The organism is Deltaproteobacteria bacterium (assembly GCA_019308905.1).
Lineage (GTDB): Bacteria > Desulfobacterota > BSN033 > WVXP01 > WVXP01 > JAFDHF01.
This window is the reverse complement of sequence record JAFDHF010000053.1, coordinates 14,077-30,744: the sequence shown is the minus strand read 5'-3', so window position 1 is coordinate 30,744 and position 16,668 is coordinate 14,077. Positions and strand designations below refer to the sequence as shown.

Annotated in this window: 10 protein-coding genes and 2 pseudogenes; 4 read left to right on the top strand and 8 right to left on the bottom strand. The window is 58.3% G+C overall.

Features of this window, described 5'->3' with window-relative positions:
• From JRJ26_15445 to JRJ26_15425, 5 genes are all read right to left on the bottom strand, one after another.
• Nucleotides 1-1,439, bottom strand: a 1,439-nt coding sequence (locus tag JRJ26_15445) for an ABC transporter substrate-binding protein (GenBank protein MBW2058880.1), incomplete at its 3' end; no start/stop codon positions are given.
• A 263-nt stretch (nt 1,440-1,702) separates the two neighbouring features.
• Nucleotides 1,703-3,601, bottom strand: a complete 1,899-nt coding sequence (locus JRJ26_15440; GenBank protein MBW2058879.1) for a CocE/NonD family hydrolase — start codon at nt 3,599-3,601, stop codon at nt 1,703-1,705.
• Nucleotides 3,602-3,716: 115 nt separating this feature from the next.
• Nucleotides 3,717-5,630, bottom strand: a complete 1,914-nt coding sequence (locus tag JRJ26_15435; GenBank protein ID MBW2058878.1) for an aldehyde ferredoxin oxidoreductase family protein — start codon at nt 5,628-5,630, stop codon at nt 3,717-3,719.
• A 116-nt stretch (nt 5,631-5,746) separates the two neighbouring features.
• On the bottom strand, nt 5,747-6,838 hold the full coding sequence (locus tag JRJ26_15430) for a tartrate dehydrogenase (GenBank protein ID MBW2058877.1): 1,092 nt from the start codon (nt 6,836-6,838) through the stop codon (nt 5,747-5,749).
• Between the two features lie 77 nt (nt 6,839-6,915).
• Nucleotides 6,916-8,238 carry an aspartate aminotransferase family protein gene (locus tag JRJ26_15425; GenBank protein MBW2058876.1) on the bottom strand — a complete coding sequence of 441 codons (1,323 nt, stop codon included), beginning with the start codon at nt 8,236-8,238 and terminating at the stop codon, nt 6,916-6,918.
• A gap of 323 nt (nt 8,239-8,561) precedes the next feature.
• On the opposite strand from JRJ26_15425, the pseudogene mtbB (JRJ26_15420) reads away from it, so the two are divergent.
• Nucleotides 8,562-9,950: pseudogene (gene mtbB / locus JRJ26_15420) on the top strand ([dimethylamine--corrinoid protein] Co-methyltransferase).
• A gap of 122 nt (nt 9,951-10,072) precedes the next feature.
• On the opposite strand, the gene JRJ26_15415 reads toward mtbB (JRJ26_15420), so the two are convergent.
• Nucleotides 10,073-10,564, bottom strand: coding sequence for a trimethylamine methyltransferase family protein (locus tag JRJ26_15415; protein MBW2058875.1), 492 nt, complete (start codon nt 10,562-10,564; stop codon nt 10,073-10,075).
• Between the two features lie 12 nt (nt 10,565-10,576).
• Nucleotides 10,577-11,560 carry a trimethylamine methyltransferase family protein gene (locus JRJ26_15410; GenBank protein MBW2058874.1) on the bottom strand — a complete coding sequence of 328 codons (984 nt, stop codon included), beginning with the start codon at nt 11,558-11,560 and terminating at the stop codon, nt 10,577-10,579.
• Nucleotides 11,561-11,837: 277 nt separating this feature from the next.
• On the opposite strand from JRJ26_15410, the pseudogene mtbB (JRJ26_15405) reads away from it, so the two are divergent.
• Both mtbB (JRJ26_15405) and JRJ26_15400 read left to right on the top strand, forming a co-directional pair.
• A pseudogene (gene mtbB / locus JRJ26_15405) lies at nt 11,838-13,229 on the top strand ([dimethylamine--corrinoid protein] Co-methyltransferase).
• A 13-nt stretch (nt 13,230-13,242) separates the two neighbouring features.
• Complete coding sequence (locus JRJ26_15400; protein ID MBW2058873.1) at nt 13,243-14,160, top strand: hypothetical protein; 918 nt, start codon at nt 13,243-13,245, stop codon at nt 14,158-14,160.
• Here JRJ26_15400 and JRJ26_15395 read toward each other — a convergent pair.
• The gene (locus JRJ26_15395; protein ID MBW2058872.1) at nt 14,118-14,471 is read right to left on the bottom strand and encodes a hypothetical protein; all 354 of its coding nucleotides are present in this window, start codon (nt 14,469-14,471) and stop codon (nt 14,118-14,120) included. The two genes, JRJ26_15400 and JRJ26_15395, sit on opposite strands and share 43 nt — an antisense overlap.
• A 350-nt stretch (nt 14,472-14,821) precedes the next feature.
• Here JRJ26_15395 and JRJ26_15390 point away from each other — a divergent pair, with 350 nt between their 5' ends.
• Nucleotides 14,822-16,663: a hypothetical protein gene (locus JRJ26_15390; protein MBW2058871.1), complete on the top strand. Its 1,842-nt coding sequence runs from the start codon at nt 14,822-14,824 to the stop codon at nt 16,661-16,663.
• Nucleotides 16,664-16,668 lie beyond the last annotated feature (5 nt).

Sequence of the window (16,668 nt, the reverse complement as noted above, 5' to 3'; positions counted from 1 at the left end):
TCCCTGGCAAAGGCGGTGCGCAGCTCCTCGATCTTCTTGTCACACGGCCAGCCGAACCAGGCGTTCTCGCAGCTGCCGCCGATGGCCATGTGTTCCACCGGGTTGAGGAAGTCCGGGCCGTTGAACCAGGTCTGGAAGATGTTCCACCCACCCTCTGATGCGGGTTTCTTCACCGCCCGCCGCGCCACAAGGGTCGACCAGTCCATGGCCTGCATGTCAACCTTGAACCCTGCCTTTCGGAGGTTCTGGGCCGTAACCAGGCACTGGTTGTTGATGATGATATCATCCGTGGCATGGAGAATCACCACCGGATCCCCCTTGTAACCGGCCTCTTTGAGTAGCTGCCTCGCCTTCTCGAAATCCTGTTTCATCAGCGCCTCGGACCCGACGTCAGAGGCATAGGGCGTGCCGCATGGATACATCGAGGGACAGGCGTTGAAAAGTTCCGGGTCATTTCCGGCAACGGCCCGCAGGCTGGTATCGAGGTTGGTGGCCCAGAGCACGGCCCGGCGCGCCTTGACGTTGTCAAAGGGCGGATTGAGCCAGTTCATTCTGAGCACGCACTGGAGGCCGAGCTTGTCGAAGACCTCCACCTCTACACCCTTGGCCTTCCGGAGCATGGGCAGGTAATCCAAAGCCGGAACCTGTAGAAAATCGACCTCACCGGCGACCAAGGCATTGGCCTGGGTGCTCGAATCAGGTATCCAGACGATCTCGACCCTGTCGACCCGGGGAACCTTTCCGCCCGCTGTATTGCTGGCAGGCTCCTTGCGGGGGACATAGTCCTCGTTCCTGACATAGACCGACTTGATTCCGGGTTGAAACTCCTCCTTGACGAACTTGAAGGGGCCGGACCCTATGACTTCCTTTATCTGCTCGTGGGGGTCGGTCAGGGCCTGCTCCTCTTTCATCATGAAGGGTACATTCGAAGTGAGCTTGGCGAGCGACTGGAGTACCATGCCGAAACGCTCCTTCAGCTCCAGTCTGAAGGTCTTGTCGTTGATGACCTCGAGTTTGTCGGTCGCCTCCATGAGCTTTTGGCCCATACCGTCCCGCGCCCCCCACCTTTTGATCGAAGCAACACAGTCCCTCGAGGTCACGGGGGTGCCGTCATGCCACTTCAACCCATCCCTGAGTGTGAAGGTGTAAGCCATACCGTCATCGCTCACCGTGTAGGTATCCACCATCTGGGGTTGCACGTTGTAGTTCTCATCCAGACCGAACAGGGTGTCGTAGACGAGAAAACCGTGGCTCCGTACTATGTAGGCCGTCGTCCAGATTGGATCGAGCTGCTTCAGGCTCGAATCGAGGTTGACCCGGAGCACGGACTCGGCCGCAGCCTGCTGCGGGACGATCCCGACGGTCAGAGCCACAACCAGGCATGCAGCGGCCATCAGTGACATGAGAAACCTCAGACCCGTTCTCTGCTTTCTTTTCATCCTATACCCTCCTCTTGAATCGTATTCCCCTCCTCCGCTTCGATGAAACCCGCCTTCAGAGGGGTACTTCGAAAGCAGTATAGAAAGGCGCCAACGGGTTGTCAAGAAAAAAGGGGAACCCCCTGTCTGCGCCCAGGAGTCTCCCTGTTTTGGGGGAATTTTCTGTTGCAAAACAGGATTTCCGGGGCGGTGGGACACTCCTCCCCTGCCCAGACCCCACGGCAGGCAGGGCCTGGGCCAACAGGATCTCACCCGAAGGGCCCTCAGAGACTCTCAGGGCCTTCTGCCAACGGGAGGACGATGTGGGAAGGCCTCTCCCTGTCATGGTAGATGCTGTTTCTCACCACCACACCGCCGCGAGAGGACCAGACCGGTTCCCCTGTGTTGGGATTCACATCGAAACGGGGGAAGTTGCTCGAGGAGATGTCGAGGCGGATGCGGTGCCCGCGCTTGAAGAGGTTGCTCGTTGGGTAGAGGACGAGGCGCAGGGGATAGACCTCCCCCGGCTCAAGGGGTTCTGCCCGGCTCCAGGAGTTGCGGAACCGGGCCCGCAGGATGGTATCGCTGATATTGAGGGCGTATCCCTCTGGATAGTCCTCGTTGGGGGGGTAGACATCGATTATCTTGGCCGTGAAGTCGGTATCCCGCCCGGAAGAGGAGATCCAGAGCCTGACCTCGATCTCCCCTGTTATCTCCACGTCTTCCCTCAAGGGTTCGCTCTGGAAGACGAGCACGTCCTGCCTGGAGCTGAGGGGGAGATACGGGGCACTGCAGCCGAAAAATAGGGGGCCCTCCCGCTGGTCGAATCCTCCCGCCGGTGTTATGGGAGTGGTCCGTGCAGAAACAGGCAGGATACGGGGATCCACCTCGGCCGGAGGCGGCAGGAGGTAGTCGAGGGAAGAGAAGTTCCCCCCGATGGTAGGCACCGGGTTCCCAGGATCAAAGAGATAGCTGGTACTGGAACACTCCGCCTCGGGTGCCTCATGCCGGAGGGTTCCGTCCATGTGTAGGTGCAGCCTCACGTATCGGGTCCTGGCCAGAGGCCACTCCCGTTCGTCCCTCCATCGCCCCCCATGGTCCAGCCGACCTTCACCGGTACGCCTGCCGGTTCCGCCGCCCATGACAAAGATGCGGACCGGAGGAGACTTATCGATTCCGTTGTCCATATCCCTGAGCCACCGGTCGAACCAGCGCAGGTGCAGCCCGTCGAGCGAGGGGAGGGCAGCCTCGGGACCGAAATCGACGTCTCCGGAGTAGGAGAGTTCCGTGGTATAGGTACCGTGCGTCCAGGGGCCCACGATGAGCTTGACGGTGGCTCGCCTCTTCTCGCGGGTAAGGGCACCGAAGGCCTCGAGGGTCGCCCTGGTGTAGGAATCGTACCAACCGCCGCACAGGTAGACCGGCACCTCCGCGTGTTCCTTTACGAACTCCTCGATGGCAAACCCCGGTTGTTTCCAGAATTCGTCGTACTCTTCATGGGAAACCAGGTCGAAAAGCCATTTCTCATAGGAAGGAACCAAGCTGAGAGGTGTCTGTCCCTTTCGAATCGGAAGGCGGGCCAACCATTCACGCACATCGCACCGGTTGAGTGCTCGGTCAACCCAGGGGTCCTTCTTAAGGTCCTTCTGCCTATTCAGGGCCGAATGCCAGAAAGCCCAGGCCAGCCAGCGCAGCTCCATGGCTCCGCCCTGCCTCACACTGCTGGTAAAGGCGTTCCACCCTCCCATATTCGGGAACATGCAGACGAGATGAGGCGGGTTCTGGGTTGCCAGAGCACTCTGGACCCATGCCATGTAAGAGTACCCGAAGGTACCGACCCTGCCGTTGCACCAGGGTTGCTCGGCAATCCACTCCACCGTGTCGTACCCATCCTCAGGCTCCTGGGCGAGGAAGTAGAAGGTTCCCCCCGACCCATGACAGCCCCGGCAATCCTGGACCACCACGCCGTAGCCCTGAGAGGCAAAAAAACGCGCCCTCTCCTGGTACTCGGGATCTCTCTTGCCATAGGGTGTACGCTTCAGCAGGGCAGGTACCCTCTCGCCCAGTATCTTCCCATCCCTTGCTGGATGGTAGATATCCGCTACAAGGCAAACCCGGTCGCGCATGGGTACGGCCACATTTTCCTCGACGATCACTTGGTACTCAGATTTCCCTGAACTCACACTCTCTCTCCTTTCCCTGTCCCCCTCCACAGAAAGACCGGGCCGACACGACGGCCCCTCGGTCCCCCGTACTCCATCAAGGAAGCAGAAGGCATCCCTCGCTCCATGTCGAAGATCAGCCCTCCTGGCGGTTGAGCAGTTCATCCACCCAATCCAGCCCCAACTCCACGAGTTTCCCCCGAAGGGGCCGTCCTGTCTCGGGATCGCAACCGATCACCTCGTAGAACAGCTCCACGGCTTTCTGGAAGTCCTCTTGGCTGAATATCGTCTTGCCCGCCTCAGGGCCGTCGGGCTTGGGGTCGAAAAATCTCTTGGGCAGTCTGTCATCCTTGATACTAAACCCCTCGCGACTGTTGAAGGCCCTGGCCATTATGGAACCCCTCTCGGCCGCCTTCATTAGTTCAAAGAGACTCGCATTCCACCCGGTGACGGCCCTGAGGCACTGGACCATATCATCGAGTGAGATCGTTCCGCGTGGGGCATAGCCAAACACACAGAGCCCCAAAGCGTCCATCATCTTCCACAGGGTGTCGAGAACCGCGTAGGTCCTCACCTTTTCGTTTGTGATCTCGGTCGGGTGCATGGGGCTGTATATCCCCAATGGTTTCACCGCCTGGAATGTGTAGGAGTTCTCATCGGCGAAATAGGGATCATGAGGGGCGTTCATATGATCCGCTCCATAGGTGCCGACGGCATACCCAAGACCCACACCGACCTTGACACGGGGATCATGCATGGGGATCTCCTGGGCCTTGACGGAAAGGGCAAAAGGCTCGCCCGCCACACCCCATCGCTCGGCCAGGCGGCCTACCCCTTCGGCCAGGAGGTCGCCCAATCCCTCCCGCCTGGCCGTCATCTCCAGCAGTCGGATCATCAGGTCTGCATCCCCAAAGCGCAGTTCGAGTCCCCCTGTGTCTTCCCTGGTGATGACTCCTCTCTCAAAGCACTCGCACGCAAAGGCGATGGTCACTCCCACGGAGATGGTATCCATACAGTACCGGCTGCAGATTTCATTGCCCTTGGCGATCGCCTTCAGATCCAGGATATTCAGGTTGGTACCGAGGGCGGCCATGGTCTCGTACTCAGGTCCGCCATAGCGGGAATCCACGCCGTACTTGGGATCATCCAGGGCAATCCCCCGTTTGCACCTGATGGGACAGCCATAACACCCTTTCCTCTTCTTGAGGAGGACCTCGTTGTAGGTATCTCCTGTCACAGGGGTCGGGTCTTCCAGCTTGCTCCGCCGGAAATTGTCGACCGGCAACCCCCCTCCTGTCGAAAGAATGCCGCAGAAGGCCGTGGTCCCATATTCGTAGAGGGAGCTCCCCAGGGGGTTGTCCTTGAAGGTTCTGGCATGGTAACGTGCCCTTTCGCGCAGGAACTCATCGTCAACAAAAGGGATTCTCTCCGTTCCCAGGGCAGCCACGGCCCGTACCTTCTTCGATCCCATCAGCGCTCCAAAACCGTTCCTGCCGTTGTAGTGGCCGAGGTTGTTGGTTATGTTGGCAAAACGGACCCTGTTCATACCGGCCAAACCCGTCTGGGCCACCCGGATCTTTCTGCTCCCCAGCTCGTTGCGAATGGCGTCTTCCACCTCCCGGGCACCCTCGCCGGCCAGGTGGGAGGCATCCCTGATCTCGCCCCTCCCCTCGGTCACCCACAGATAGACAGGGCTTTCCGCCTCCCCCCTGAAGACGATGGCGTCGAACCCGGCCATCTTGAGTTCGGGACCGAAAAAACCCGCTGCCTCGGACTCGCCGGCTGCACCTGTGAGGGGCGATTTTCCTATCGCCGAAAACCGGCAACTCGCAGGCAGGGGAGATCCGGTCATCACGCCCGTTGCGAGGATCAGGATGTTCTCGGGTGAGAAGGGGTCGATCCGTGGAGGGACTTCCTTCAGCAAGTAATGGTAGCCGATACCCCGGCCGCCGAGGTAGGTGCGGTAAAAGGTATCGTCCTTCTCCTCCACTTCCACCTTCCGATCGCTCAGGTTAACATGCAGAATCTTTCCGCGATATCCGTGACTCATGATTACCTCCCCTCCCTGTGGTCTCGCTTGTTCCCGGTTAAGGTCTTTTCCGAAACCGGACCTGTCGGATATGTGCGGCGCCATCCTCTTGGGACCGACCCTTTCTGGCAGCAGGGCTACCTCTGCTCCAGGAAGGCCCTCTCTATGGCATCCCCCATCTCCATGGTGGAATGTCTTCCCCCCATGTCCCTGGTCCTCACCTTCCCCTCGGACAGGACGCGTGCCACCGCCTTTTCGATACCCTCTGCGGCCTCTCTCTCCCCCAGGTGATCCAACATCATCCGGATCGACTCGATGGCGGCTACGGGGTTTATCACTTCTTTGCCCGCATACTTGGGGGCTGAGCCGTGGATGGGCTCAAACATGGAGGGATAGACCCTTTCGGGATTGAGATTTCCACCGGCGGCAAATCCCATCCCTCCCTGGAGCATGGCTCCCAGATCCGTGATGATGTCTCCGAAGAGATTCGACGCCACAATCACATCGAAATACTCCGGGTTCTTGACAAACCACATGGTCATAGCATCCACAAGGGCGGAATCGGTCTTGATGTCGGGATAGTCCCTGGAAACCTCCTGAAAGACCGAATCCCAGAAAACCATGGAGTAGTTGAGTGCATTGGACTTGGTACAGTTGGTCACCATACCCACCGGGGCTCTCCCACCGAGCTTCCTTCTCTTTCGAGCCAGTTCAAAGGCGTACCGCATGACCCTCTCACAGCCCTTCCTGGTGAAAACGCCGGTCTGCAGTGCAAGGCCGTCGGGCGAACCGGGCTTGAAGATGCCTCCAACATTCGAGTACTCCCCTTCGGTGTTCTCCCTGATGACCACCATATCGACCGACTCGGGTCTTGCACTCCTTACCGGAGTCTCAACTCCGGGGTAGAGTCTGATCGGCCGGAGATTCACGTACTGGTCAAATCCCTTCCGGATCTTGAGCAGGAGGGTGAGCGAGACATGATCGGGCACCTTGCTGGCATCTCCGATACACCCTAGAAAGATGGCATCGAAATGCCTCAGCGTGTCGAGGACATCCTCTGGCATCATCTCGCCGTGTTCCAGGTAGTAGTCGCACCCCCAGTCGAAATATTCGACCTTCACATCGAACCCGTGCTTGTCCGCCGCCGCTTTCAGCAGCTTCACAGACTCCCGGGCCACCTCCCTGCCGACCCCGTCGCCCGGAATGACCGCGATGTCATAGGATTTCATAACTCACCTCCGGAATTCGAATCGTGGTTCAATGTCTTGAACGAGTCGAACGATTCGAACAACTCGAACGCTCCTCTTCACAGCCCCATCTCCTTCTCTTCCATCACGATGCACTCCTCGAGGATCCTGAGGGCCTCATCGATATCCTCCTCCTGGATCGTCAGGGGAGGGGCGAACTCGAGGGCCTGTCCCATGATCTTGATGATCAATCCCTTTTCCTTGGCATGTCGGACCAGATTGCCCAATCGATCCAAAGGGAAAGGGGCCCGGGTCCTCTTGTCCGTCGTGAAATCGATGGCAGTCCAGAGGCCCGTTCCCCTCACCTCGCCCACGATCCTGTGAGTCTCGAGTGACCTCAATCCCTCCAGGAAGTATCTCCCCATTCTCGCAGAATTCTCGATCAGGTTCTCTTCTTTCATGATCTCTATGTTCTTCAGGGCAGCGGCACAGGCAACGGGGTGGTTGCTGTAGGTATGGACGTGCATGAAGCTCTCGATGGGCTCCATGACCTCGTCGGTACATCCGACACCACCCAGGGGCACGTACCCGCTCGAAAGCCCCTTGGCCATGGTCATGATGTCGGGTCGAATATCGAAGTGGTCGACCCCAAACCATCTTCCCGTCCGGCCGAATCCGCAGATAACCTCGTCGATAATCAGGAGGATCCCGTAGTTGCTGCAGATCTCCCGGATGATCCTCCAATATTCCTTCACAGGAGCGTAAGCACCGAACCCCTGCTGAATAGGTTCACCGATAAAGGCCGAAATCTGCTGAGGATCTTCAAATTCGATGATACGCGCCACGTCCCTGGCACAGGCAATATCACACTCGGGATAAGACAAATGGAGAGGACAGCGGTAACAGTAAGGCGACTCCACAAACACACTGGCCGCGGCAAAGGGTTCCATGATCTGCCTCATAGGGAGCGACGTCCCCAGAGCCCGCAATGCACCTCCGGTGGTCCCGTGGTAGGCCCCTCTCCGGGAGATGATCTTGGTCCGCTTCTTGTCTCCCATGTACTCGTGGTAGTGTTTGGCGAGTTTGAAGGCCGCCTCCACAGCCTCAGAGCCGTCACATACGAAGAGGAACCTGTTCAGCCCCTCCGGCGAAATCCCGGCAACGACGTCCGCCAACTCCATAGCGGGTATGTTGCTGTACTGGGAAGGACAGAAATAGGGAAGCTCACAGATCTGGTCGTAGACGGCCTGGGCGATTTCCTTGCGGCCATAGCCCACGTGGACGGGCCTGAACACACCGGAAACCAGGTCGAGGTAGCGCTTTCCGTCCTGATCGTAGACATGGACTCCCTCACCCCTTGTGATGATCGTGATCCCTCCCTCTATCTCCTGTTTGGAAGTCCTGTTCAAGATGAGCCGGGCGCTGCTGTTCATCTTTTCCATACTCGTCCTCCTTGGGTTTGAAGTGCTGGGTCAAGGGCGATCTCTCCGTAACAAACCCGAAATCCCAAAAGGACCGGAAGAAACCACCCAGCCGCACAGGAACGACAGAACACTATTTTATACCCGAGGACCCTTCCTGTGACAAGACGGGAAAAAAGGCGGGTTTCCTCACCTTCGGCGCAGACCATCGTATATGCTCGGCGAGACCGGGAAAGGTCCGAGGCGGCGAAGCACCAGAGTATTGCCATTGTTCCGGGTAAGTCATAAGATGGAGGGGTGGGCTGCAGGAGTCTCCATGGAATAGCCGGAGGAGGGAAGGAAGCATGGAAAAGATTCGAACACGCATGGGTGACGGATCATTCATAGAAATGACAGAAGGGGATCTCAAGAAAGACCTGGAGGAGGGGACCATGAACGCGGCCACAGCCGGTGAGATCGATCCCCTCACTCAGGATGAGCTCGATCACCTCTTCGATATCTTCGACACTCAGGCCAAGTTTACCAGTGTGGAGATGGGCCGGGAGGTCGTCCTCACCTATGATGCCGGTACTCTCAAGATCCGGCGAGTCGGAGTCGCCGGCGGTAGAATTCATGCCCTCCAGATCTATGAGAAGATCCTCGGTGCCGACACCATGGAACTCGACCATGTAGATTACAGTTTCAAACCCGTCAAGATCATCGTGGGGAATGAGCAGCCTGTTCTCGAGCAGGCCCTCATGGTGACCACCCCTCCGCTTTTCTACGGAGCCATGCCCAACCTGGGCTACTACACGCAACCGGACGGTCCTGCTCCCAACCCTGCCGAGCTCATGCCGCAGGGGAAGATCTCCGAGGCGAGGGAGGCCCACGAGCAGACAGTTGAACTCGCCGTGAAGGATATGGTCCATGTGGCCAGTGCCATGTACGAATCAGGAGCCGACGGCATCAACTTCGACACCACAGGAGCGGCCGGAGACCCGGATTTCCTTGCAACCTTGCGGGCCTGCGAGATCCTGAAGGGCAAGTATCCTGACATGTGCATCGAGGTTGGTATGGCGGGGGAGTTCATCCTGGGAATGCACGGCGAACTCTCGTACCAGGGTGTCCGATTGGCGGGCCTGTATCCCCACCAACAGGTCGAACTCGTCCAAAAGGCAGGGGCGACTATTTTCGGGCCTGTCGTCAACACCAACACGAGCAAGTCCTCTCCGTGGAACATCTCCAGGGCCGTGACCCTGGTGAAGGCCTGCGGGGAGGCCTCGAAGATCCCCATCCACGTGAACATGGGCATGGGAGTGGGAGCTGTCCCTGTGACGAACTTCCCCCCTACTGACATCGTCTCCAGGGCATCCAAGGCCATGGCTGAACTGGTTCGGCTGGACGGCTTGTAGGTGGGAGTGGGGGATCCTCCGGGTATGGCGGTGACCCACGCTATCGCCTCGGGCATGGGCGGGATGCGGACCGCCGGAGATCTGGTGGCACGCATGGAAATGTCCCGGGGAATGCGGATAGATGAGGCAAAGGCTTACGTAGCCGGGAAGTTGGGTGTTTCCACCCTGGAATTGGCAGATCCCGTCATCATGTCCGAGATCAGGGAGGAGCTGAACATCGGCCTCGTCATGCCCCTGCCGAGGCAGGCCGCAGGCATGGAGGCAAAGTTCCGCATCGCCGAACTTCTCGGGATAGAGATCAACTGCGTCAAGCGTTTCCGCGAAAAAGCGGGGATCATCTAGGGTCGACCCCTACGCGTTTCCGGACAACCGGCAACCGATCCTCTTCCTCTGGGGAGGGGTCTTCCTCGTCTCTTCCCCGGGGCCTGCGCCGCTGAGAGGGGGGCGCCTGTCCCTGAGCTCTCCTACCCGGTCTTCTTCCTGGAAACTCCGAATTCCTCTTCGGTCTCCTCCACGATGGAACGGAGGGTGGAAAGCACATGATCCGGCAGCGGCTCCGGCTTGTAAGTCTCCAAGATATGCCTCGCCTCTTCCTCGGCTCTCTCGGTCATGCTGGTTCTTCCTGATTTCTCCCAATCCTCCCGCGTTCTCCGATCGATCAACCGCGGCTGAGACTGGACCGCCCTCATGTGCTTGAGGGTGCTGTCATGGCTGAGGAAATCACCGAAGGATCCTACCTCTCGAATAACATCCACCGCCAGAGTCTCATCATCGACCGGGATACCCCTGACAGCGTGTTTTATCATCCGGGCAAACTCATTGTCCATAACCAACTGGGCGAAACTGAAGGTCATTCCCATCTCGAGCATCCCCAAACCGTAGATCAGATTGGCCCCTGCCAATGCTGGTAACAGGCCGGTAAGGGTCTTTTCATGGGCGGCCTGACCGTCGAGGATCTTGCTGTCAGCCTACCCGCCTGCAACCCAGCTCGGCAGTAAATAGTAACGGGCCATCTGGGCCACGGCCGCACTTATCATACCCAGCTCAGGAGATCCCACCGGCGCGGTGGCCATTCTCAGGTCGAGACAGGTGGTGGAGCTGCCGTAGATTACGGGTGCCCCCCTGCATGTCAACTGGTTGAGCACGGTCCCGGCAAGAACCTCTGCGTTATGGGTCACCAGAGTCCCGGCCAGAGTCACCGGCGAAGATCCCCCTGCCATGGCCATGGACAGGATGTTGATCACCATGCCCGCCCGGGCCGACTCGATTATGATCTCACAGGACTCCTTGACCAACTTCAGGGGGCTCACCGGACACGTGATAAAGGAGATGATAGGCCGCTCCCTCAGTCTCTCCTTGCCGCCGACAACGGCGGCTGCCATGTCGACGAGTTTCTTCAATTGTCTGCCGCCGCCCGGCCCAAGGAAACAGTGCTTGGAGGTGTTGGCGAGGAAGGCCTCTCCGTGGTGAACCTGAGCCACCTCCTGCGGCACGTCATGGGCGACCACGGCCCTTTCATAGACATCAATGTCGCTCAGGTAATCTACCATCAAGGCCGTTGCGGCCACGTCCGCCTTTGTGGAGGGTCTGACCTTGCCCGTGTAGGGGTCGACCATCTGGACCCCTTCACCGAAGTTGGTAAACCCCACCCGGTTGCTTTCGAGAACGATGTCATTATCGGGATTCCGTCCTGCCAGGTAGAGCTTGGCAGGAGCCGAGCGTATCGCGTCCTCAACAAGATGGGGAGGGATTTTCACGATTCTCTTTTCCGGATCGACCATCGCCCCCCCGCCGTCAAAGATCTCGAGGGCCTCCTGGTCTTCCACGAAGACCCCGGTCTTCTGGAGGACCTCCAGGGTGGCCAGATGGATCTCGTAGAGCTCGTCATCGGAAAAAACGTTAAGACTAAATCCCCCACTTTGCCTCTTGCCCGCATGCAGATTCCTTCTCAAGATAACGCACCTCCCTGCCTCTGGATAATTGCCCTCTTGACAGGCAAACCAACCCCTTCGAACCCCAGCAGGGGTCTCGGCCAAAAGCCAATGTAACCCCCACGCCTGGGATTGTCAACGGGCCTCCCCATGGTGGAAGTTTCCAGAGTCTTGGGGAACTTCAGGCGGATTCCTCCTGGCATTTCTCTGTCCAATTCGTATAATAGTGGGGTCTCCAATCGTTAGGCTTATCATGGAGCCCGGACAGGAGTCATACCAGGCAAGGAGGTGGTTCAGGATGGCCAAGATATTGACGCGCATGGGGGACGGGACTCTCATCGAAATGAGCGAGGCTGAACTGGAGAGGGACCTCGAAGAGGGGACCCTAGATGCGACCGAGAGGGCAGATGTCCCGCCCCTTGCCGAGGATGAACAGAAGCATCTCCTCGAGATCTTCTCAACTCCTGCCAAGTTCGCAAGTGTGGAGCTGGGCAACGAGGTGGTGCTCTCCTTTGACGGAGGGACCCTGAAGACCAGACGTCTGGGAGTAGCCACAGGCCGGATTCAGGCGATCCAGTTTTTTGAAAGGGCCCTCGGCGCCGATACCATGGAATTGGCTCACATCGATTACAGCTACAAGCAGATCAAGCCCATCGCCGGCGACGAACAGCCCGTGCTCGAACAGGCCCTGCTGGTCTCCACGGTCCCCCTTTTCTATGGGGCCATGCCCAACTTGGGCATTTACAGCAAGCCTGACGGGCCGGTTGCCAATCCGGCGGAACTGCTCCCCCAGGGAAAGATAGCGGAGGCCCGGGCTGCCCACGAGGAGGCGGTTGAACACGCGGTGAGGGACATGGTCTACGTGGGAAGCAAGATGTACGAATCAGGAGCAGACGGCATCAATTTCGACACGACAGGGGCCGCGGGAGACCCGGATTTCCTTGCCGCGCTGAGGGCCAGCAAGATCCTCAGGGAGAGGTATCCCGACATATGTATAGAACTGGGGATGGCAGGAGAGTTCATTCTCGGCATGCACGGCGAGATGACCTATGAGGGTGTTCGCCTGGCCGGCCTCTACCCCCACGACCAGGTGAAACTCGCCCAGGAAGCGGGGGTTACGATCTTCGGGCCTGTCGTGAACACCAACACGAGCCGCTCCTGTGCCTGGAACCTGGCGCGGGCCCTTACCTTTCTCAAGCCCTGCGTTTCGAACTCAAGGATCCCCGTCCACGTCAATGTGGGCATGGGGGTCGGATCGGTCCCGGTGGTGGATAACCCGCCGACCGATGCGGTCTCAAAAGCCTCCAAGGCTCTCGTCGAGATACTCCGCCTCGATGGTTTGTAGGTGGGTGTGGGCGATCCCCTCGGCATGGCCGTCACCCACGCCATTGCTGCGGGCATGGGCGGAATGCGGGCCGCCGGAGATCTGGTGGCGCGCATGGAGATGTCCCGCGGAATGAAAATCGGTGAGGCGAAGGCCTATGTGGCTGGTAAACTGGGCGTCTCCCCCCTCGAACTCTCAGACCCTGTGGTGATGAACGAATTGAGGGACGAGTTGCGCCTCGGAATGGTCCGGGACCTGCCCGGAATGGCCAAGGGGATCGAGTCCAAGTTCCGCATCGCCGAACTCCTCGGAATCGAGATAAACTGCCTCCGGAGATTTCGGGAGCGATCCGGCCTGATGGGTTGAGGGAGGTCCCTTCTTGGACTCCAGAGAGAGGGTAGGCCTGGCTATCAGGCACTGCGAGACCGACCGTATCCCCACGGGTGAGATCTTCATAGCCGATGAAACCGTTGCAGCATTCCTCGGAGTCCAAAGGGTCGACTTCGACGAGAGGGTGCAGTTCGTCGAACGACTTGGGATCGACGCGGTCTGTGTATCCCCGCAGTGGCGGGATCAGTCGTCTCATCTTCCCGGCCCTGGAGACACCCAGTGGAAAGACCTTGACCAATGGGCCAGGGAGACCGATCGGTTTGTCTTTGCCATGGTGGACGGCGTTTTCGGCTGGGGGGCAAGGCTCATGGGTTTTGAAGCCTTCCTCCAGGCATCTACCAAGGGCTCGGAAGAGCTCCTAGGTCTCATCCATGGTGTGGAGAGGCTCAACATCAACCTCGCAAAAGAGACAGCCGACAGAGGAGCCCACGGGATCGTCATAGCCGAGGACATCGCCTACAAGGGGGGAACCATCGTAAGCCCCGATACCTTGAGAGATCTGTTCTTCCCCTCCCTGAGCCGGCAGGTTGAGGGAATAAGGCATCTCAAGATCCCCGTCTTCTTTCATTCGGACGGGAACCTCAACCCTGTCATGGATGATCTTGTTGCAATCGGGTTTGATGGAATCCAGTGCCTCGAGCCGCAAGCAGGAATGGACCTGGCCCGTCTCAAGGCCGCCTATGGAAGGAGGGTATGTCTCTGGGGAAACCTGGATCCGCGGGAACTCTTCCTAAAAAGAACCCCAGGGGAGATCCAAGAGGCGGTCAGCCATATCATCGAGGCCGGGGCTCCTCATGGAGGGTTCATCTTCGGAACCTGCTCGGGCATCGTGGCCGGCATGAGGCCCGAAAACCTTGCCCTGGCCTACCGTGTGGTGGGTGAGTGGGGCTCCTCATCCAGAAGCTGAGATCCCCATCGCCTCCTGAAGAAAGTGGCCGAGTACTTTTCCAACTTCCACTGCGGTATCCTGCAGTCCGGGCAGATGCTGAAAGACCACTTGTTCCTGAGCCACCGGGCCGAACGGCTCCTCTTGGAATTTCGGACCACCATCCTCTTGTTGCAATGGGTGATGATCTCCCCGTAGTCCCCTCTCGGTTCAAAAGAACGGACCCCATGGAGAATACCCTTGCGGGACGGCCAGAGCTTGATCTTCTGAACCAGCCGGAACAGGGGAATCTGCTTCCGGTAGTAAACCGTCTTGGGTGTTTTTCCTGCCACGGCTCCATCCCCTCTCCGGCCCTTTAGATGGAACTGCCGTTTTTGGCGAGGAGTCCGGGAGTTACACCCGGCTACGCAGATTTAGAGTCTGCGCTGATCCTTCCGATCAACCCCCCATAAGAAACCGGAAAACTTCCGTACTAAAATATAGCACAGCCCGGCCACGATGCAAACAGCCGAGCAGAAGCATGGTTCCGTCCCCGTTGACAGCAAAACCTCCGGCCGGTAGTATGGGTAAGATCATATGGTAACCCTACTCCTTCCAATGTACGGGAAAGGGGGTTCTCGTCTTCAGTAGGAATGGAAAAGAGGGACTAGTGGATCTGGGTTTTTCAGTAAGGGAGGAAGCAATGGAGATTGGTGGTTACCTGGGGAGAATGCTGCGGATCGATCTATCGAGGGGGGAGGTTTGGGACGAGGAGTTGGAAGAGACCTTTATCGAGAAGTGGGTCGGTGGAGTGGGTTTTGGTGCGAGGTATCTTTACCAGGAGGTACCGGCAGGTGTTGAGTGGTCTGATCCGGCCAATCGGCTTGTATGGACGTCAGGGCCTCTTGCTGGAAGCGGTGTCTATGGGGCTGGGACTTTCAATGTATCGGCCAGGGGTCCTATGACGAATCTTGCTGGATGTTCCCAGGCAAACGGGTTTTTTGGGGCTTATCTGAAGTTTTCCGGCTATGACGGGATTGTTTTTCAGGGCAGGGCGCCTGAGCTGGTTTATCTATTGATCAAGGAGGGAAGGGCGGAGATTCGGGATGCCCGTCATCTCGCTGGCAAGGACGTCTGGGAGACAGAGGATGCCCTAAGGGAGGAGCTTGGTGCCAGGGAAAGGGGTGTGAGCATCTTCTGTATAGGCCCTGCTGGGGAGAATGGGGTTCGTTATGCTGCGATTGTCGGTGACAGGGGGCATCTTGCGGCCCATAACGGCCTGGGCGCTGTTATGGGATCCAAGAGGGTCAAGGCTGTTGTTGCCTATGGTGGGAGGAGGAATTTTGAGGTTAAGGATCCTGAAGGACTGAAGGCAAAGAACCTTGCACTGTTTGAACACGCCAAGGGGTTTGGTACCTTTTACCAGTGGGGTACTGGCGGTGGTTTTTCGGCGCTCTATGGGATAGGTGCTCTCCCTGTCAAGAACTACACGACCAACGTGTTTCTAGAGCATGAGAGGATGAACGGCCAGTATCTGCGGACCCACTTTAGGATTCGGTCAAAGCCGTGTTACATGTGCAGGATCGCTCATGTGAAGGAGGTTACCGTGACCGAGGGCCCGTATGAGGGGTTTGTTGGTGAGGAGCCCGAGTACGAACAGCTTGCCACATGGGGACCGTTGATTGGCAACACCGATCTTGGGGCGGTGGTCATGCTGACCAGGGAGGTCGACCGGCTGGGCATGGACTGCAACGAGTCGGGTTGGACGATTGCATGGGTCATGGAGTGTTACGAAAAGGGGTTGTTCTCCAGGAGTGATCTGGATGGGTTGGACATGAGCTGGGGCAACGTGGAGGCTGTCAGGGCGATGCTCAACAGGATTGCAAGGAGGCAGGGTATCGGGGATCTACTGGCGGAGGGCGTTATGAGGGCTTCCCAGAAGGTAGGGGGAGAGGCTGCCCACTGGGCGGTCTATGCTCGGAAGGGTTGCAGTCCAAGGACGCACGACCACCGGGGCAGGTGGACGGAGCTTTTTGACACCTGTGTGACCAATACGAGTACCCTTGAGTCGAGTTGGTCTGGGATTCACCCCCAGTTGGTGGATCTACCGGCGGTGACAGATCCCTTTTCCCACGAGGAGATGTCGACCATCAATGCTCGGTTCAATGGGGTTCGTCAGTTTGACGACTGCCTGGGAACCTGCCGCATTGCCTCTACGGATCCCAAGCTACAGCTTGAATGTCTTAATGCGGTTACAGGCTGGCACCTGACCCTTCAGGACGTTTATACCATAGGCCGGAGGGTCATAAATCAGCTCAGGATGTTCAACTTGCGCCATGGGATGAGAAAGGAGGATGAGTATCCATCGGAACGTTACGGATCGACCCCTGCGGATGGCCCTGCCAGGGGCAAGAACATCATGGAGAAATGGGACTGGATGCTCGATAACTACTACACCCTGATGGGATGGGATCCCGAGACAGGCAAGCCCCTCCCGCAAACCCTGAAGGATCTCGGACTGGAGGACTTGGTAGAGGATCTCTAGCGAGC

Excerpts from the sequence above, each read along its gene's own strand:
- JRJ26_15435 (MBW2058878.1), bottom strand. The coding sequence starts at position 5,630 with ATGAGTCACGGATATCGCGGAAAGATTCTGCATGTTAACCTGAGCGAT.
- JRJ26_15430 (MBW2058877.1), bottom strand. The coding sequence starts at position 6,838 with ATGAAATCCTATGACATCGCGGTCATTCCGGGCGACGGGGTCGGCAGG.
- JRJ26_15425 (MBW2058876.1), bottom strand. The coding sequence starts at position 8,238 with ATGGAAAAGATGAACAGCAGCGCCCGGCTCATCTTGAACAGGACTTCC.
- JRJ26_15390 (MBW2058871.1), top strand. The coding sequence starts at position 14,822 with ATGGAGATTGGTGGTTACCTGGGGAGAATGCTGCGGATCGATCTATCG.